This window comes from Rhizobium sp. SU303, from assembly GCF_021052345.1.
Lineage (GTDB): Bacteria > Pseudomonadota > Alphaproteobacteria > Rhizobiales > Rhizobiaceae > Rhizobium > Rhizobium laguerreae.
Genome location: NZ_CP088095.1, coordinates 1,778,950 through 1,796,622 on the forward strand (window position 1 = coordinate 1,778,950; position 17,673 = coordinate 1,796,622).

Annotated in this window: 20 protein-coding genes; all 20 read left to right on the forward strand. The window is 60.9% G+C overall.

The genetic code is table 11. The features are described from left to right. The 20 genes from RlegSU303_RS08920 to RlegSU303_RS09015 all read left to right on the forward strand — a co-directional run bounded on the left by RlegSU303_RS08920 (position 1) and on the right by RlegSU303_RS09015 (position 17,667). Positions 1–375: a GPW/gp25 family protein gene (locus RlegSU303_RS08920; protein WP_231283696.1), complete on the forward strand. Its 375-nt coding sequence runs from the start codon at positions 1–3 to the stop codon at positions 373–375. Between the two features lie 12 nt (positions 376–387). Further along, positions 388–1,263 (forward strand): baseplate J/gp47 family protein, encoded by an 876-nt coding sequence (locus RlegSU303_RS08925; protein ID WP_231283697.1) that lies wholly within the window; start codon positions 388–390, stop codon positions 1,261–1,263. Further along, a complete protein-coding gene (locus tag RlegSU303_RS08930; protein WP_231283698.1) occupies positions 1,263–2,387 on the forward strand; it encodes a phage tail protein in 1,125 nt (374 codons plus the stop codon). The genes RlegSU303_RS08925 and RlegSU303_RS08930 overlap by 1 nt, the downstream gene beginning before the upstream one ends. Then, positions 2,387–5,605 (forward strand): DUF4815 domain-containing protein, encoded by a 3,219-nt coding sequence (locus RlegSU303_RS08935; protein WP_231283699.1) that lies wholly within the window; start codon positions 2,387–2,389, stop codon positions 5,603–5,605. The genes RlegSU303_RS08930 and RlegSU303_RS08935 overlap by 1 nt, the downstream gene beginning before the upstream one ends. Before the next feature lie 13 nt (positions 5,606–5,618). Beyond that, a complete protein-coding gene (locus RlegSU303_RS08940; protein ID WP_231283700.1) occupies positions 5,619–6,917 on the forward strand; it encodes a hypothetical protein in 1,299 nt (432 codons plus the stop codon). 4 nt (positions 6,918–6,921) lie between these two features. Next, positions 6,922–7,401: a hypothetical protein gene (locus RlegSU303_RS08945; protein ID WP_231283701.1), complete on the forward strand. Its 480-nt coding sequence runs from the start codon at positions 6,922–6,924 to the stop codon at positions 7,399–7,401. 44 nt (positions 7,402–7,445) lie between these two features. Further along, complete coding sequence (locus RlegSU303_RS08950) at positions 7,446–8,909, forward strand: phage tail sheath C-terminal domain-containing protein (protein WP_231283702.1); 1,464 nt, start codon at positions 7,446–7,448, stop codon at positions 8,907–8,909. A 12-nt stretch (positions 8,910–8,921) separates the two neighbouring features. Beyond that, on the forward strand, positions 8,922–9,434 hold the full coding sequence (locus tag RlegSU303_RS08955) for a phage major tail tube protein (protein ID WP_231283703.1): 513 nt from the start codon (positions 8,922–8,924) through the stop codon (positions 9,432–9,434). Positions 9,435–9,497: 63 nt separating this feature from the next. Beyond that, on the forward strand, positions 9,498–9,773 hold the full coding sequence (locus RlegSU303_RS08960; protein ID WP_231283704.1) for a phage tail assembly protein: 276 nt from the start codon (positions 9,498–9,500) through the stop codon (positions 9,771–9,773). Between the two features lie 127 nt (positions 9,774–9,900). Beyond that, positions 9,901–11,976: a phage tail tape measure protein gene (locus RlegSU303_RS08965; RefSeq protein WP_231283705.1), complete on the forward strand. Its 2,076-nt coding sequence runs from the start codon at positions 9,901–9,903 to the stop codon at positions 11,974–11,976. A 24-nt stretch (positions 11,977–12,000) separates the two neighbouring features. Next, a complete protein-coding gene (locus RlegSU303_RS08970) occupies positions 12,001–12,456 on the forward strand; it encodes a phage tail protein (RefSeq protein WP_231283706.1) in 456 nt (151 codons plus the stop codon). A gap of 3 nt (positions 12,457–12,459) precedes the next feature. Further along, positions 12,460–12,672, forward strand: a complete 213-nt coding sequence (locus tag RlegSU303_RS08975; RefSeq protein WP_231283707.1) for a tail protein X — start codon at positions 12,460–12,462, stop codon at positions 12,670–12,672. A gap of 1 nt (position 12,673) precedes the next feature. Next, positions 12,674–13,819: a phage late control D family protein gene (locus RlegSU303_RS08980; protein WP_231283708.1), complete on the forward strand. Its 1,146-nt coding sequence runs from the start codon at positions 12,674–12,676 to the stop codon at positions 13,817–13,819. 8 nt (positions 13,820–13,827) lie between these two features. Further along, on the forward strand, positions 13,828–14,307 hold the full coding sequence (locus tag RlegSU303_RS08985; protein WP_231283709.1) for a hypothetical protein: 480 nt from the start codon (positions 13,828–13,830) through the stop codon (positions 14,305–14,307). Beyond that, complete coding sequence (locus RlegSU303_RS08990) at positions 14,308–14,952, forward strand: hypothetical protein (RefSeq protein ID WP_231283710.1); 645 nt, start codon at positions 14,308–14,310, stop codon at positions 14,950–14,952. It abuts the gene before it with no gap. A 3-nt stretch (positions 14,953–14,955) separates the two neighbouring features. After that, the gene (locus RlegSU303_RS08995) at positions 14,956–16,179 is read left to right on the forward strand and encodes an SGNH/GDSL hydrolase family protein (RefSeq protein WP_231283711.1); all 1,224 of its coding nucleotides are present in this window, start codon (positions 14,956–14,958) and stop codon (positions 16,177–16,179) included. A gap of 49 nt (positions 16,180–16,228) precedes the next feature. Next, complete coding sequence (locus RlegSU303_RS09000) at positions 16,229–16,753, forward strand: peptidoglycan recognition protein family protein (protein WP_231283712.1); 525 nt, start codon at positions 16,229–16,231, stop codon at positions 16,751–16,753. After that, on the forward strand, positions 16,750–17,100 hold the full coding sequence (locus RlegSU303_RS09005; protein WP_231283713.1) for a hypothetical protein: 351 nt from the start codon (positions 16,750–16,752) through the stop codon (positions 17,098–17,100). The genes RlegSU303_RS09000 and RlegSU303_RS09005 overlap by 4 nt, the downstream gene beginning before the upstream one ends. Further along, entirely contained in the window at positions 17,097–17,456 is a 360-nt protein-coding gene (locus RlegSU303_RS09010) for a hypothetical protein (protein ID WP_231283714.1), read from the forward strand. Before RlegSU303_RS09005 ends, RlegSU303_RS09010 begins: the two co-directional genes overlap by 4 nt. Beyond that, a complete protein-coding gene (locus RlegSU303_RS09015; RefSeq protein WP_231283715.1) occupies positions 17,434–17,667 on the forward strand; it encodes a hypothetical protein in 234 nt (77 codons plus the stop codon). The genes RlegSU303_RS09010 and RlegSU303_RS09015 overlap by 23 nt, the downstream gene beginning before the upstream one ends. Positions 17,668–17,673 lie beyond the last annotated feature (6 nt).

Below are 17,673 nucleotides of genomic sequence, written 5' to 3' on the forward strand. Positions count from 1 at the left end.
ATGACCGATTCGACCGGCGTCAACGCTGAGACTGGCGCTGCGCTCAGCGACTGGGATCACACCCAGCAGTCGATCAGCAAGATCCTGACGACACCGATCGGCGCACGCGTCATGCGCCGTGATTTCGGCTCGGACCTGCCGGACCTGGTTGACCTGAAAATGACCCGTCGGAACATCCTTGCGATCTACTCCGCTTCTGCGGCCGCGATTGCCCGATGGGAACCACGCTTCCGAATGCGGCGCGGCCAGGTGCTGTCTCTTGCCGCAACCGGGAAAGTCGAGCTCGTCATTCTCGGTACCTACTTCCCGCGCGGTCACCTCGGTGATTACTCGATTGCCGAGGATCGCTCGACGCGCATCGCCTTCACGATCTGATCGGACGCCAGCATGATCGATATTTCCGCGCTTCCTGCGCCTCAGATCATCGAGGAGCTGGACCACGAGGCGATTGTCTCGCGCCAGAATACCATCTTCCAGCAGCGATGGGCGGAAGTGCGCGCGGCCAATCCCGACGCGAGCTTGCCGGTCTATGATGTCGTTCTGCTGGAAACGGATCCGCCCGTCATCTTGAACGAAGCGGAGAGCTATCGCGAAACGCTGATGCGCCAGCGCGTCAACGAAGCGATCCAGGCCTATATGCTGCCGCGTGCGGTCGGTTCCGATCTCGACATGCTGGCAGCGTTCTACGACGTGACGCGGCTTGCCGGGGAGAAAGACGACCGTCTTCGGGCGCGCGTCGTGCTTGAAATTCAGGGTCGCTCTACGGGCGGCACCGCGCCGCGGTATAAGGCGAGAGTCATGGCAGCCGATGTCAGGATCGCCGATGCCATCATTTACACCGTCGGTCGAAGCCCTCTGATCCACGCGGCGATTTTTTCGACCGATGCCGATGGCGTCGCGTCGCCGGAGCTGCTGGCGATCGCCGACGCCGCGCTGCAGGCTCCTGATGTCAGGATGGTTAACGACACGATCGTCACGGAAACGGCGGTTCGCACGGTGGTCAATATTTCCGCCGACGCCTGGCTGCTGCCCGATGCGGATGCGGCGACGCTGGAGCGTGCGCAGACAGCACTGCGCACGGCCTGGGCGACGGAGAATACACTCGGTCGAAACCTTGTTCTTGAGTGGTGGAAATCCAAGCTGATGATTGCCGGCATGTACAAGATCACGCCACTGTCTCCTCTCGGTGACGTGGTTGCGTCCCCGGCTGAAGCGATCTCGCTCGGAACCATCACGCTGAACTTCCGCGGGCGGGATTTCTGATGGAAGGATCGTTGCTGCCGGCCAATTCCGGCCTGCTCGAAACGACATTCGAGACTTCGCTCGGTGATCGCTGGGTCGATATCGGCGGCGCGGTCGCCGCCATCAGAACCGCGAAGCTCGTTTCGCCGCCGCCATCGTTTCTGCCGTGGCTGGTTTTGGAATACGGCCTCGGAGAGCTGACGCCCTTTGTGCCCAACCTCTACAACCTCGTTGTCGATCGGGAAGGCGTGAAGTGGCAACGCCTCCGGGGAACACCCGCTGCGGTCGCCAAAGGTCTCGGCTTCATCGGGTATAGCGCCACCCTCGAAGACGCCTGGTATGGTCGGGCATTCTGGAATTCGACGCAGCTGCGGTTTCCCGCGTTGCCGGGTACCGACGATCCGGACCTGTCTCGGATCGAAGGCATCACGCAGTTGTCGCTGGCCAAGCGTTCGCTCCTACGGCGTGGCGTCTACCAATACGATGCGCAAGCGATCGAGCTCGACCGCTCCCGTCTCGATGACGGACTGCTGGAGCGTGAGAGCGGCGTCGCGGTGACGGCGGCCGGAACCCTCTGGTCGTTCGGCAGGACCTCGGAGATCGATCACGTGCTGACCGAGGCCGAGGGGACGGCCATCGGCAACTGGATTGATCCACCAGTAGGCGACAGCCTGCTCTGGATCGAAATGAACTATCCCTGGGCTGACGCCGATTTCGGCTGGGCGGACAGCCCTGTCGTCGCCCGTCAGATCTTGATGGCATCCTGGTTCGAAAGCCGCAGCCTGTATGTGACCTTTCGCGATGCTGAAGGAGACATCATCGGCCATCGGCGGTGCCGCGCCGTGCGTGCCGTCAATCAAGGTTTCGGAGCGGGTTATACCTTCGGCGCCGCGACATACCGCCCGGCATCCGCCGGCACGATGCTCTACATCGAGGCGATGACGGATTTTGGCGATGCTCAAACTGTCGTCGCGGCCGGCGTCGAGCTGACCATCGCGCCGACGTTGGCTGCCGACATTCCACCGGGCCGGCTTTGGCTGGAGCCTGACGACGTGCTTGGCGGCGACGCGATCGCCGTCGGCACGATTGCCCTTCCGTTGCGCACCACGGTGCGTGACCAGATCAAAATATTGATGAGGTTCTGATGTACGAACACGAGAGCGGCCTGCCGAACGCCTTCGACAGGGCGGTCGGCAAAGGATCGTGGCAGAGCGTCGTCTTCTACGGCGATCGCCCGTTCCTGCAGGGTCCGGAGCTTCAGGAATTACAGACCATCGCCCGCAGCCGTCACAACCGGCTTGGTCGACTGGTCGCAAAGGACGGCAACAGAATCGATCGCGCCGACGCCATCGTCGACGTCGAGGCTGAGACCGTCACCTTGAGCGCCGGCAGCATCTATGTCGAGGGTGACGTTTTCCCCGTCCAGGCGGCTGTCTTGACTGACGTTTCCATGACCGGCCGCACTGAAGTCGGCGTGCGTGTCACCAAATCCTACATCACCCATGAAGACGATCCGTCATTGCTCGGTATCGTGCCGGGATCGCTTGCAGAAGGTGAACCGGGCGCAGCGCGCGAGACTGTTTCGATAGCCTGGGCATGGGTCGACGATGATGGTGATGGGCAGTTCTACGCCGTCTATACGCTCCAGAACGGAACGATCCTCGACCAGACCGGCCCCTCCATTCTCGAGCCGGCCATGCAGGCGCTGGCGGCCTACGACCGGCCGAACGGCAACTATATCGTCAGTGGTTGCCGTGTGACCGCGCTCGGCGCTGACAGCGGCGATCAGCTGTTCTCGGTCGAGCAGGGTGAGGCGAACATCAACGGGTGGAAGCGGACACGCTATGCGGCGCTTCGCCATGCCGAGCCGGAAGCCTGGGAAGAGCTGGCGATCCCGGGGGAAACGCACACTTATACAGGCGGGGCAGCCGTCACGTTTAATGTCGATGCTGCTCCGATCGGTGTGATCAACTCGATCCTGCTAACGAAAGAGAAGACGGTCACGGTGACACGTGGCGCGATTGTCAGCGGCGCCGATGGCCTTCCCGATACGAGCGTGATTTCGGTTTCGCTGGTAGTGCAGGGGGGCACGACCTATGTGGCCCCCGCGGATTATACCCTTGTCGGCAATACGATCGATTGGGCACCAGCGGGTGCAGAGCCCGCCGTCGGGTCCGCCTATCAGGTGACCTACCGATATCGCGCCCTGGTCGCGGCCGACAGCTTCACCGACACGTCCGTTACGGTTTCGGGCGGCGCGACAGGGGGCGATATCATCATCGCCTATACGCAGAAGCTTCCGCGCATCGACCGGCTTTGCCTGCAGCAGGACGGATCGCCGCTATACGTCAAGGGGCTGCCGGCCCGCAGCAATCCGCTGGCACCCGGCGTTCCGGCCGACGTCTTGCCGCTCTGCCGCATCACTAACAATTGGATGACCGCCCCGGTTGTCGAGAATGACGGCATCCGCTCGCTTCCCTACTCGGAAATGTGGCGCTACTTTAACCGCATTCTCGATCTCGACCGGCTGGTGCAGCTCGAAAGGCTGAAGAGCGGGATCGACAGCCGCGAGCCCGTTGCCAAGCGCGGCATGTTCGTCGACCCGTTCATCGACGATAGCTATCGCGATGCGGGTCTCGCGCAGACAGGCGCCATCGGCAACGGCCTGCTGGAGCTTTCCATCACGCCGACCTTCTACCGCGCCGATCTCGAAGCGCCGGTCATGCTCGACTGGACGGAAGAGGTTATCATCTCGCAGGTTCTGAAAACACAGTGCGAGAAGATCAACCCCTATGCCAACTTCACCCCGCTTCCGGGCGCGCTGAAGCTGACGCCGGCCGCCGACTTCTGGACGGAATCTAGAACGCAGTGGCTGTCGCCGCAGACGAACGAATTCAACCGCGGCACGCGGCGGAACAACGGACCGCTTCAGGAGGTCACGACAGATAATCAACTCGTCGATCAGCGCGTCGAGCAGGCGGAATTCCTGCGCCAGATCGTGGTGGCCTTTGAGATCAGTGGGTTCGGAGCGGGTGAGATCCTTGCGACCCTCACCTTCGACCAGATCGACGTCAAGCCGGCAGGCACGCAGACGGCCGATGCCAACGGAAAGATCGCCGGCACCATCACGATCCCGGCCAATGTCACGGCCGGTACCAAGGAAATGCGGGCCGTAGGGCAGGGTGGAACAGAAGCGATCGGTCTCTTTACCGGACAGGGGACGATCGAGGTCGATGTGATGCGGCGCGTGACGACGGTCAACAACTGGACCCGCCAGCAACTGACGGTCCGTGCCGGCAGTGGCAACGGCGGCAGTTCCGACCTCGGCGGCGGTGGCGGCTGGGGCGGCGCCGATCCGCAGGCGCAGCTGTTTGCGCTTTCGGAAACCCGGCAAGTGGTTGGCGTCGATTTTCATCTCTGCAATATTGGCGATACGACGAAGCATTTGCTTGTCGACCAGGTCTCGACCGACACGGGCTATCCGACCACTGACATCTCGGCCGAGGCCGTCGTCTCTATGGTCGGTGCCGTCGTTGGATGGAAGTCGGCACGCTACAATCTACCGCTGACGACCCCGAGCGATCGCAGCCACGCCTTTGTGATCAAGACTGACGACAACGAGCACTCGATCTCGATCGCCAAGCTCGGAGGTTTCGACGCGGATCTTCAGAAATGGGTGACTGTCCATCCCTACGTCACCGGCCCGCGTTTCTCTTCCGTCAACGCGGCGACATGGACGGCGCATCAGGACGAGGCTCTGACGTTCAGGATCATGGCAGCGAAATTCGCGGTCCTGACGAAGACGGTCGAGCTCGGGAGTTTCGACCTGGTCGATTGTTCCGACCTGCAAGTGCGGGCCGCGGTAGAATTGCCGTCGGCCGGCTGCAGCGTCGTTTTCGAAATCGAGCGCACGAACGGGACCATCTACCGGCTGTTGCCTTTCCAGGTGCTCCCTCTGCCGGAGTTTATCACCGAGACGGTCGAGCTTCGAGCCGTGCTGACAGGCACGGCCAAGCTTTCGCCGATCCTTTACGCGCCGGTCGAACTGGTTGCGGGCGAGATCGCGGAAAGCCTGACCTATGTGACGCGCGCTTTCGATCTCGGAGCGGCCGTCCGCATCACCAGCTACCTGAAAACCTTTCTGCCGGGCGGAGCGGCGATCAGCATGACTTACTCGATCGACGGCGCCGCCTTCGTGGCACTGCCGCTGGTGGACACAGATCCGCTGGCCTATCCGCTTTGGACCGAAAAGAAGTTCGAGGCGACGGCGGTGACTGGAACGCTGGCACGGCTGAAGATCGAGGCGACGGGCGGCCCGGATGCGCGGCTCATGATCGGCGATTTCGGCGCCGGCATTTTCTAACGGGGGATAGGCTATGGAACAGACGCCGAACTTCAATATCCCCATCCCGGACCCGGACGCTGATCCGCTGCGGAACATCAATGAGGAGTTTCTGCGGCTCGCGGCAGCGTGGTTGATCGCAGACGCCGTGCTGAAAACCCATGCTGATGGGCTTGCCGGCAAAGCGAACAGCAGCCACGGCCATCAGATGGGCGATATCGCGGGCCTCGTGTCGGCGCTCTCGGGCAAGCTTGACAGCAATGCGCAATTCAGCCTCGACGATCTGAGCGATGTCGACGGGGCAAGCGCCGCAGCGCTGAATTACGTGTTGGTCAAGGGGATCAACGGCATTTGGCGGGCTTCGTCCGCTATCGCCGCGCTTGGACCGCACCAGCATCAGCGCAGCGATATTGTCGACCTGGACAGCTATGTCGACGGCAGGTTCAACGCCCTGATCGGCGGCGCGCCGGACGCCCTCAACGCCGTCTATGAGCTGGCGGCTGCGATTGGCAACGATCCTAATTTCGCTGTCAGCGTTTCACAGCAGATCGCAGATGTTAAGGGCCTTGTCCCAGACCATTTTATAGGCTTCGAGGCGTCCTACGCCACAGCGAATTCCATCGTTATTGCTGCCGGAGCAGGGGTCCTTGGAGGAAAGAGACTCTCAACGATCGCGCCAACGACAATCAGTTTTGCTAGCGTCTTTGGCAGCGGGAACGGCTGCTTGGATACGGGTGTCATCCAGGCTTCCAAAACCTACGCGATCTATGCCGTCAGAAATTTATCCGACGGAACAACGAAGTTCGTTGCCTCCCTCAGTATGACCGAGAGCGGTGTCGCGGTTCCGGCTGGCTATGAAATGCTTTCCGGTGGCAGGGTCGCTCTGATCGTCACGAATGGTTCTGGTCAGATAACCAGCTTCAAACAGCAGACCAACAAGGTGTCGTTCCCCAACAACGTGGTCATCAGCACACTAAATGCCGGGGCTCTTGGTGCCCTCGTTGTGTGTCCAGCGATCCCGGTAGGCATTTCCGTGGATGCTCTGGTCAGCGTTGATGTCCAGATCGGGACGACTAACGCGGATGCTGTGGCGACTGCAGGGGACGCCATTGGCGTCGGCGCATCGATCGCCCCCAGCGTGATTGTTAGAGCAAGAACGGGCAACGATTATCCTGACAGCAGCTACTCGAATGTGGGGAAGTGCCGAACGGATACATCGGCGCGCATTGCGAGAGCAGCATCGGTCGCTGGGGCGGGCGTCGGAACGGTGTCTGTAAACTTTAGTGTTTGGGGATGGGATGATTGGCAGTGCAAGCGGCTGCCTTGGGGATAGAAATATGACATCTATTTGGACAAGAGAAGTGGATGGCAAGGTCGTCGAGATATTGGGCGCGGCGCAGCCTGGCGTGAAAGCGCGAGACGAAAACGACCCACTTGTCAAAGCATTCCGCAATCCACCGCCGACCGGTTTTGCTATCGGTAGAGAACGCGATCGTCGGCTGGGGCTCGGCTTCGATTATGACTTCGGCGATGAGCGTGGTGTCCATCACTTCGCTACGACCGAGGAAGACATGAAGGGCTGGGATCGTGTGACCAAGCTCAAGGATGCGTTGCTCCAGTCCGGCGATCAATCGACGAAGATCAAGATCAGCACGGCGACCGGCCGGGTCGAGGTGACCGCCCCGGAATGGGTCGAAATTCTGCTCTACGCTGCGGCGAACTTTGAACAACCGCTCTGGCAGGCGAGCTTCGATCTGCAGGACATGAACCCGATCCCCACAGACTACGCGACCAATCCGGCCTATTGGCCGGCCTGACACCAATCAACGACATCGCCAACCTCTGCCAAAGGAGACCCGCAGTGGCCGACCTATCCTATTACCATGGCGTAAATCTTGCCGAGAGCCCGGACACACCGTCCGTTGTGCGCGTCAGCAATTTCGGCGTCACCTTTCTGAACGGCATCGCGCCGAATGCCGACCCGGCGGCCTTCCCAATCAACGAACCGAAACTGGTCACCTCGCTTGGCGGCGCGGCCGCACTGGGCATGGCCGGTAGCCTGCAGGAAGACGTGATCACGTATTTCGGCGAAGGTGGTTCGATGTTGATCGTCAACCGCGTGGCCAGCGACAACGACGCTGCGGTACAGCAGGCAAACCTGATCGGCGATCCAGTCGCGCGCACCGGCCTTTACGCTGCGCTGCGGGCAAAGGCATTGCTCGGTGTCACGCCACGCGTGCTCATCACAGCCGGTGTGACGGGGGTATGGATCGAAGGTGGCCTTACATCAGTGGCGTTGACCAGCGGCGGGCAGAACCTGACGGAAGCGCCCGTCGTCGCGTTTTCCGGCGGCGGCGCGGACGCCGGCAAGGTTTTGCCGACGGCGGTCGCGGTGATGGGGACGGGCGCGGACGCCGGCACTGTCGTCGGCATCACGATCACCGATGCTGGCAAGAAGATGAGCGCGGCTCCAGCCATTGCTTTCACCGGCGGTGGCGCCGATCCCGATAAGGCATTGCCGATCGCGGTCGCCAATATCGGCGACGTGGCCAACCCCTTCATCTCGGCGCTGAACACGATCCTGCCGCCGCTGCGCGCCCGAGCTTACATCGCCGGCCCCAACACGACGAACGATGCGGCAGTGCGCTTCCGCAACACGATCAACGGCGGGCGTATCCTTGTCATCGATCCGCTGACGCTCAAGAATGTCGATGGAGTGCCGGTCGCAAAGCCGGTCGCGCCGGTCTTTGCCGGCGTCCGCGCGCGCGTGGTTGCCTCGAGCGAGGGCGTTTCGGGTTCGGTGTCCAACAAGATCATCCGGACCATCGACGGCGTGGCGCGCAGCATCACCTACCCGGTCGACAGCAATTACCTGAACGAGCGGCAGGTCTCGACCATCATCAACGAGCGCGGCGGTTTCCGCACCTGGGGCAGCCGCCTCTGCACCGATATTGCCCTTTGGCAGTTCGACAGCGTCCGCGCCACGGCCGACATGGTCAACGAGTCTCTCGAAGATCTCTATTTCCAGTATGTCGACCGCAAGTTCACCAAGGGCAACCTGAAGAACATGATCGAGGACGGAAACGCCACGCTTCGGACCTTCAAGAATAATGAGGACATCCTCGGAGGCCGCGTCTGGCTTTCCGACCTCAACACGCCCGATCTGAATTCGAACGGCAAGGTCTTCCTGAATGTCGAGTTCGAGCCGGTCGGAATCATGGAGCAGATCAATCTCACCACCTTCCGCAACATCCTCTACTACCAGCTCCTGCTGGACGAGGTGCGCGGGGCAATCGAAAACGGTCCGCTGACGCTGGCGGCATAAGGAGCGCATTCCATGGCAGAAAGCAACAAACCCCGGTCCATCATGCGCGACTGCACGCTCTGGGCCGACCGCGAGAGCAAGCTCGGCCAGATCGGCGACATCACGCTGCCGGTCGTGCAGAAGAAGCTCGAGGAACTTCGAAACGGCGGCATGATCAAGCCCCGCGACATCATGCTCGGTTACGAGAAGCTTGGCTTCAGTTTCAAGATGCCGGGCCTCGACCCGCAGATCGTCAAACTCTTCGGCCTGAAGCCGGGCGTCGAAACACCGTTCATCATCACGGGCGCTCTCGTCGACGAGGATGGCACGGTTCATTCTGCGGTCGCAACGGTGCGCGGCTCGATCAACCAGCTCGATCACGGCAACTGGAAGCCAGGCGAGCTGTCTGAAAACGACAACACGGTCTCGGTCAATTACTACAAGCTGGAAATCGACGGCGAAGAGCTGATCGAGATGGACGACTTCGACGTCAAGATCGGCGGCGTCAGCCAATATCAGGGCATTCGTAACGCGCTGCTGCTCTAGCGGCCGCTTCCAGTATCCCAATCCGCAGAGGCCGCCGTGAGCGGCCATTTCTTTAGGTGAACCATGACTGACGATACCGTCCAGCATACGCTCAAGAAGCCGATCGAGCACGGCGACAAGACCTATTCACAACTGACGTTCCGCGAGGCGACCGTCGGCGACATCATGCTTGCCGAGCAATTTGCCGGCGGTCAGGTTTCGAAGTCCGTCGTCATGCTCGCTTCGATGGCCGACGTTCCGCTCCCCGCCTTCAAGAAGATCTCGGCTCGCGAACTGAACAAGATCCTCGATCTTACGAAGGACTTTCTGGGAAACGAGGACAGCACGACTGGCGAATGATCGCCAGCTTCGTGTCTCATTTCAATAGCACATCGCTCGATGAGATCGAGCGATGGCCCCCGGCCAAGCTGCTCGCATACTTCGACACGGCCGCCGATCTCCGTCGCATTCTCAAAGGGTCGTAACCATGGCAACGCAGGAATCGAAGCTTCGCGTCAGTCTCATCGACGATGTGACGCGAAAGTCGAGAGGCATTGCCGCGGCTCTCGGAGACCTTCAGCGCCGGGCTGCCTCTCCGCTTGGCGGTTTGGCGGCAAAGGCGGTGGCTTTCGGTGGCGCCTATCTCGGCGTCAACGCAGCGATCGAGCAGGGGTTTAAGCCGGCAGCAGACATGCAGGCTGCGATGACCGAGATCGGCATCAAAGCCGATCTGTCGAAGACGCAGCTTGCCCAGCTGCAGGCTCGCCTGCAGAAGCTGGCACCTGGTGTCAACCAGACGACGCAAGCGCTCACTGGAGGCATCGACACGATGCTGACGATGGGTCTGGCCGCCAATGACGCGAGCACGGCAATCCCGGCCGTCGGCAAGGCTGCGACGGCCACTGGCGCTGCCATCAACGATCTCTCGGCCGCTTCGGTTTCCGCCATCCAGAACCTGAAGGTTGCGCCTGGGTTGATCCAGCAGATGCTGGATGGAATGGCGGCTGCTGGCAATGCCGGCGCTTTCGAGCTGAAGGACATGGCGCAGTATTTCCCGCAGCTGACGGCCTCGGCGCAGACGCTCGGCATGGAGGGTGTGCCAGCCATTAACGATATTGCCGCAGCTCTGCAGATTGCCCGCCGCGGCGCGGGCGACGCATCGACCGCGGCGAACAACCTCAGCGACTTCATGGGCAAGATCATGACGCCGCAGACCATAAAGAACTTCAAGAAGTTCGGCGTCGACGTTACGAAAGAACTTCAGAAGGCGCACAAGAAGGGCGTGTCGCCAATCGAGCATTTCATCAAGCTCATCGACGAGAAGACGAAGGGTGGCCAGGGCGACCTGCTGACCCAGATTTTCGGCGACAAGCAGACGCTGGATTTCATTCGGCCGATGATAGCGGGCTTCGACGACTACTTGCGCATTCGCGAACAGGCAGATCGCGCCAATGGGACCGTCTCTGAAGCCTTCAACCGCCGCATGCAGGATGCCAACCAGAAGATCAAGGCCGCCCAGATAGGCCTTTCCAACCTCGGCATGTCGATCGGCGCCAACTTTCTCGGGCCGGTCGGCGAGGGTGCTCAGTATCTTGCAGATATTCTCAACACGCTGGATGAGCGTGCGACGATCTTCGACAGGATCGGCGTCGGCACGCAGGGATTTCTAAATGGTTTGGGAATTAGCGGTGGCGAGCTGAAGGGTATCGCGAAAGAGGCTGAGGAATTCTTCTTTGGTGTGAAGGATGCGAGCCGGGCGGCAGATGAATATGGCCGCATCTTTCACCGCTTTCAGGAGTGGGGCCAGAATATCCGCAGCTTCTACGACCAGGTGAAAGATAACCCGATCGTTAAATTCCTTGAGCAAATGTCGGGCTACGGCTTTCAACTCGTGCTGTGGTCGGCAGGTTTCTCGATGCTCGCCGGAACCATCATGAAGCTCGGCCGGGCGATTGCCTTCCTGACGGGCATCACAAGCGCCATCGGCATCATCAAAACGCTCGGCAAGGTGGGCGGGATCGTCGCCGGCGCGAAGGCCACTGCCGGCGCTGGTGGCGCGGCAGGCAAAGCGGGCGGCGGCTTCTGGGGGAACCTGCTGCCGATCCTTGGGCGACTGAGCACGGTTGCCGGTCTCGGGGCCGTGCAGACAGCCTCCTCTCGGAAGATGACGCCTGAAGAGCAGCAAGGCGTCATCGACAGGGCGGGAAGGGAATGGATCAAAACCCATCCATTCATCCCGCAGCGCCCGGACACCTATACTGGCTCGGAAACGCAACTCAATGCGCAGCGCGGGACAGCATATTCGCCGCTTCAGCAGGCCGTCGACAGCAGCAACAGTCCCGTCAAGCTTGATCGCTCGACGATCGTCGAGCTGATGAAGCCGAGCGGTGTGCAGGATGTGAAGATTACAAATCCGACCCGGCCCAATGTAACGATCCACGCCCCGATTAACATCACCGGCGTCATCGATCCGAAGGCCGCGGCGGACGCTGCAATCGATCAGCTCGGCAAGACTGCAAAAAGCGCTGTCGAGGAATCGTTCGGCGGTGGCGGGGGCTTCTGATTTCTCCAACAGGTGACAAGCTATATGACCGGCCAGACTTCCATGATGCTCGGTGCCTTCGCCTTCGAGGCCCTTGGCTTCGGTTATGAAGGGGTGACCCGCAGCCTGCAAACGCCGTGGGCAAAGGTTCAGGTGGCACAGCGGTTCAACGTCCAGCAATGGATGGGTCCGACGTCCGACACTGTGACCATTCGGGGCGTGCTTTTTCCCGTCGAGCTCGGTGGGCAGTCTCAGTTGGAGGGGCTTTCGGCCGCTGCTGTATCGGGCACGCCGATGTTGCTTGTGACGGGAGATACTGTCGAGGGCGTCATCCACGGAACATTCACGGTGCAATCTGTCGACGAAGACCGGAGCTTTCACACAGCCTTCGGCATGCCACAGCGCAATTCCTATTCGATCGTGCTTGAGCGTTATGGCGACGAAAACGCCGTGCCGGGCCCGATCTCCATCCTGCAACCCATCCTCGATCTCTTCGGATAAGCCATGCCTGGAACCTATACGACCAAACAGGGCGAGACCGTCGACCTCGCCTGCTGGCGTTTCTATGGCCGCACGGCCGGAACGACAGAAGCGGTGCTTTCGGCCAACCCGGGCCTTAGCGGTAAGGGACCGGTGCTGCCCATGGGCACCGTGATGGTGATGCCAGACCAGCCGGCGCAGCCCACTGCTACCAAGCTCGTTTCGCTCTGGGATTGAGATGCATCCGAAAATCGAAGTTACCATCGACGGCCAGCCGGTCGCGGGCCTCTTCTATGAGCGGCTATTATCGGCCACTGTCATCGATAAACAGGGCGTCAAGGCAGACACCGTCTCGATCGAGCTGAACGACGGCCCGCCGAATTTTCTTGCCATCCCGCGAACGGGCGCCGTGATCAGCGTTGCCATGGGCTATGGCACGGCGCGGCCGCTCGGGCGGTTCATCGTCGACAAGGTGTCGCCGAAGTGCCTTCCTTACTCGATGTCGATCTCGGGCAAGAGCGCGGATTTCCGCTCTGGCAAGCTGAAGGAGGCAAAGGAGAGGCACTGGGATAATGCCAGCCTCGGCGACGTGGTCGAGCAAATCGCGGGCGAGAACGGGTTATCATCTGCCGTCGATCCTTCGCTCGCGAGTTTCCGCTACACCTGGCTCGGCCAGCAGGATGAAAGCGACCTGCAACTGCTGCACCGGCTGGAGAAGCGGCACAATGGACTGATGTCGATCAAGGGCGGCCGAGTGGTATTCGCCAAGCGTGGCGCGGCCCGATCGGCCAGCGGCGCATTCGTTGGCACGGTGATCATCACCCCCGACATGATCGTGCAGGGGAGCTGCAGCTTCGAGGCGAACGACCGGACGAAATATCGCAAGGTGGTCGCCTACTATCAGGACAGGGACAAGGCGCAGCGCGTCGAGATAGACGCAGACGGCGACGCTGACGGCGACAGCGTCTACCGCATTCCGGAACCGTACGGGACTCTCGAGGAGGCGGACAAGGCGGCGCAAGCCAAGGCCAAGGCCTTGAAGCGTGGTGAGGGCTCCAGTTCGGTGACTGTCGTCGGCGATGCGACGATCATCGCCGGCGCGCCACTGCTCTTCCAGGATGTCAGGCCAGGCCTCGATGGTGTTCCCTACATCATCGACACGGCCACGCATGCCTATTCCAAGGCCAGCTATACGACCGGCCTCAGCAACACGCTCTACGACGGCAAGTCCGCTGGCGAGGACGGTGACGATGGTGAGGCTGGGGAGGGTTCAAGCGGATCCCCTTCGGGCGGCAAGGTCGCGCCGAACAGCCCGGCCGGGACACCGGCAACCCCTGACAATTGGCAGTTCACGCGCCGCAACGGGCGGACGGACGAAAACTGAGGACCCCCATGGTTGATCTATCCTACTTTCACGGAGTGAAGGCCGATGAGAGCGGCGAAGCTTTGTCGTTCTCGCTTGGTTTGCTCACCTCACCAGAGCTTCGCGACAAGTTCGGTCAGGGCTTTGAGGTCGACACTCCATCAGCCATCGATCTCTCGACCAGTTCAGTCAGTGAGCGGGCGGGTGCCGGAACCATCATTGGCCGCTTCAGCGTCGTCGACGATAGCGAAGGCGGATGGAGCTACGCGCTCGCCGACGATGCCGATGGCATGTTCGCGATCAGCGGCGATTGGCTGCTCGTCGGTTCCACGCCGCTGAGCCACGACGATGCGCCCACACCCGTCATCACGGTCAAGGCCGCCCGTGGCGCCCGTCTCTTGGCTGCAACTATCCAAGTTTCGGTCGAGCCGACTGCGGCGCCGCCAGTGGGCCGCTCTCTCGACTTCAGTTCCACCCAAAACTCCTACTTCATTGGACAGGTGATTTAAATGGCACAGGTACCTTCTATCTTCGTCCTCGACAAAGACGGCGTTCCCCGCGAAGTCGCTACCTTGACCGCGATCGCGGCATTGCTCGGAGAATCGCAGGATATACCCTCGGAGTACACGCTACTCGACCGGGTAAAGGCGATCAGCACCGCGCTCGGAGCAACGCTGGCGGTCAATCAGGTTAGCGTTGCGCGAAGCGTCACGGCGACAATCACCCGTGCGGCGAACACTAATGTCTATGATGCCGGTGACATCGTCGGCGGCCCCATCACGTTTACTGCGGCAGGAAAAGCTGGTGGCGCGCCCGCTCTGATCAACAGCGTCCAGTTTAAGATGAACGTCGCCGCCGTTCCAGCCGGCCTCGGCGCGTTCCGTCTGCACCTCTACAGCGTGACGCCGCCATCCAACCTGGTTGACGGTGATCCCTTCGACCTACCTATCGGCGACGACCCGGCCTATCTCGGCTTCATCGATATCCCGAAGCCGATTGATCTCGGCTCGGCGCTGTATGTCGAGGTCAACAACATCGGAAAGCAGGTGAAGCTGAATTCCGGCAATGTGTACGCCTATCTCCAGACGATAGCTGGTTTCCCGGGCGGGTCGGGTGACGTCTATAAGCCCACCATACATACGGCCGAGGTCTAATCCATGGCTCTGACCAATCGTCAAAGGCGCATCCTGATGGCAGCCGCCCATGCTCAGGCGGCTGCCACCATAGTCCCAACGAACTTCCAATTGGTGTCCACCTTCACTGGCGTATCGAACATGGCGGCCACAACGGTCGGCTCGTTCACCCGGAACATGGGGAGGCTCGGCCACTTTACCGGGAACGCCAATATTCGGCGACTGAAGTTGGTCGATGCCGGATGGAGCATAACACCAGGCTCGGGTCTGGAAGCTAACCAGCCGTCCAACGCGCAGACTTTTACGCGCGCATTGGAGCGAACAGGCGGCGGTCGCAGCCGCTTCCTTTACGACGGTGTAGAAAATTTCAAAATTGCGGCTTCAGGTGAGACCATCTTCTCCGAAGATCTTGGTGACCTCATCACCATCCCTGCCAACACACAGTTCTGGACGCGCCTAGAACGCATCAATCTGCTCTCTACTGACAAGCTGAACGGAATCGATCGTGTCGGCCTCGACGACGATGGTTGCCGCACTAACGGCGCTTCGCAGCTCATGGCGAGCGGCGTCATCAATACGGCGGGTACTTCCGGCGGACCTGTCTATTGGCCGACCATGCTTCTCGGAATTCCTGATCGGCCACTGGCAGCAGTCGGATGGCGTACGGACAGCATCGGCAACGGGCAGGGCGACAGCAACAGCTCAGGGTCGGCCGGTCTCCTCCACCGGGCCTTCAATAATGTCAACGGCTATAAAGTTCCGTGGCATCGGCAGACTGTCGGCGGCGCAACGATGGTGAATTGCCAAGTCGCGGTTTCTCCGAAGACTACTGCTCTGTGGCAGTACCTGACCGACATATTTTTCCACCTCGGCACGAACGATATCGTTTTCACCACTGATCTTGAGGTGTTGAAGGCCAGGTTCGTCAACATGGCGAGCTTCGCTCACAGCGTTGTCGGACCTTATGGCTATCGTTTGAGGGTGCACGCCTCATCGATCATTCCTCGAGGTGGGTTCAGCGCGGCGCAAAACACGCTGCGCACTGGATACAACAACTGGCTCGCATCAGGCGCAAACGGATATTGCGATAAGTATTACGACATTAACGCAGCCGCGGGTGATTTCACCACATATCCCGCCGATCAGGTTCATCCCGGCCCAACAGACCATGCAAACATGGCCGCCGTAATAGCCTCGGAGTTTGTGCCGTACCTCGATCCGCTCTTTGAAGCGCGCCTGGCTGCATAACTGCCGCGCGTTCAACGCGACCTCCGAAACTTTTCAAGAGGAAGATTCAATGACATACCGCATTCCGCTGGATTGGCTCCAGTCGGTGAAGATGAGCCGTGTCGTTCTGCACTGGTCGGCCGGGGGCTGGAAGGCCTCCGAACTCGACAAGGAGCATTATCACTTCATCGTCGAGAACGATGGCAATGTTGTTCGCGGCGATCATACCATTGCCGACAACGTCAACACCGCCGATGACGACTATGCCGCTCATACGCGCGGCTGCAACACCGGCGCGATCGGCGTTTCGATGGCCTGCATGGCGGGGGCGGTCGAAAGCCCGTTCAACGCCGGCAAGTTCCCGATGACGGAAACGCAGTGGAACCGGGCGATGGAAGTGATCGCTCACCTGGCGAGCTTCTACAGGATCCCGGTCACGCCCAAGACCATCCTCAGCCACGCCGAGGTGCAGACCAATCTTGGCATCCAGCAGGCCGGGAAATGGGATGTGGCGCGGCTTCCGTTTGATCCGAAGACGGTCGGCGCCAAGGCGTGCGGCGACAGGATGCGCGGCCAGGTGCAGGCGCTGCTGTGAGGGAAGTGCGCTACGGTGGCCCGCGGCCGGCGAGGCTGAGGGAAGCAAAAGCGAGCGGGGAGCCGGGATGGCAGTGGCGCAAGGCTCTGATCTTCCCGAATGTGATCGTGTCCTTCTGGATGCTCTACCTGCTGAAGGACGCGGCGGACACTCGCGTCAATGAGACGATCGCCTGGGGCATGACGCTTAACCTCATCGCCTCGGTGTTCTTCTTCACCGGCTTTGCGACCGCTCAGGACATCACCGCAATCTTCGCCACCAGAACGGGTTTGCCCTACGCGAACCCGCCTGTCGCGATCGACGGCGAGGCGACGCAGGATCAATCGGTAAAGGATGAAGTGGGATGATCGGTCTATCAAAGCCTATCGCGATCGGCCTGGCCGCGTTGGCGCTCGTGCTTGTCATCTCGGGTCTCGTCTACGGCTCCATCCGGGAAATCCGCTCCATGGTCGACAATGCATCGGCAAATGCCAAGGCGCTCTCCGACCAGACATGGACGGCGAAGATCGAGAAAGCCAATGCCGAGGCCAACCAAAAGATCGCCGACCAGGCCAAGGCGGTGATCGAGATCCAGGCGGACGCGGCCGATCGCGTCAACGCCGCTTCCCAGCAGCTCGAAGAATTGAGGAAACGCAATGCGGCTCTGCCTCATGGTGGCGATGTCGGTCTTAGCGCCGATCGTGTCCGCCTGCTCCCTGACTAATCCAAAACCGGAGCCGATCGTCATTACCCGGACCGTGACGGTGGTGCTGCCGCCGGAATGCCGGAAGGCAACGCCGGCGCTTTCGCCGAAGCCAGATCGGGACATGACGCAGGAAGAGATCTTCAACGGATGGTCGGCCGACCGGACGGCCCGCAACATCGGCGAATCCCGCCGCGCCGCCTGCGTGGCGGCCGTCGACGCGGCTAAGTAACGAGGC

Coding starts and splice junctions, on each gene's coding strand:
- RlegSU303_RS09000 (WP_231283712.1), top strand. CDS start 16,229: ATGACATACCGCATTCCGCTGGATTGGCTCCAGTCGGTGAAGATGAGC.
- RlegSU303_RS08980 (WP_231283708.1), top strand. CDS start 12,674: ATGCATCCGAAAATCGAAGTTACCATCGACGGCCAGCCGGTCGCGGGC.
- RlegSU303_RS08955 (WP_231283703.1), top strand. CDS start 8,922: ATGGCAGAAAGCAACAAACCCCGGTCCATCATGCGCGACTGCACGCTC.
- RlegSU303_RS08945 (WP_231283701.1), top strand. CDS start 6,922: ATGACATCTATTTGGACAAGAGAAGTGGATGGCAAGGTCGTCGAGATA.
- RlegSU303_RS08995 (WP_231283711.1), top strand. CDS start 14,956: ATGGCTCTGACCAATCGTCAAAGGCGCATCCTGATGGCAGCCGCCCAT.
- RlegSU303_RS08935 (WP_231283699.1), top strand. CDS start 2,387: ATGTACGAACACGAGAGCGGCCTGCCGAACGCCTTCGACAGGGCGGTC.
- RlegSU303_RS08975 (WP_231283707.1), top strand. CDS start 12,460: ATGCCTGGAACCTATACGACCAAACAGGGCGAGACCGTCGACCTCGCC.
- RlegSU303_RS08925 (WP_231283697.1), top strand. CDS start 388: ATGATCGATATTTCCGCGCTTCCTGCGCCTCAGATCATCGAGGAGCTG.
- RlegSU303_RS08920 (WP_231283696.1), top strand. CDS start 1: ATGACCGATTCGACCGGCGTCAACGCTGAGACTGGCGCTGCGCTCAGC.
- RlegSU303_RS08965 (WP_231283705.1), top strand. CDS start 9,901: ATGGCAACGCAGGAATCGAAGCTTCGCGTCAGTCTCATCGACGATGTG.
- RlegSU303_RS08940 (WP_231283700.1), top strand. CDS start 5,619: ATGGAACAGACGCCGAACTTCAATATCCCCATCCCGGACCCGGACGCT.
- RlegSU303_RS08960 (WP_231283704.1), top strand. CDS start 9,498: ATGACTGACGATACCGTCCAGCATACGCTCAAGAAGCCGATCGAGCAC.
- RlegSU303_RS08990 (WP_231283710.1), top strand. CDS start 14,308: ATGGCACAGGTACCTTCTATCTTCGTCCTCGACAAAGACGGCGTTCCC.
- RlegSU303_RS08930 (WP_231283698.1), top strand. CDS start 1,263: ATGGAAGGATCGTTGCTGCCGGCCAATTCCGGCCTGCTCGAAACGACA.
- RlegSU303_RS09010 (WP_231283714.1), top strand. CDS start 17,097: ATGATCGGTCTATCAAAGCCTATCGCGATCGGCCTGGCCGCGTTGGCG.
- RlegSU303_RS08970 (WP_231283706.1), top strand. CDS start 12,001: ATGACCGGCCAGACTTCCATGATGCTCGGTGCCTTCGCCTTCGAGGCC.
- RlegSU303_RS08985 (WP_231283709.1), top strand. CDS start 13,828: ATGGTTGATCTATCCTACTTTCACGGAGTGAAGGCCGATGAGAGCGGC.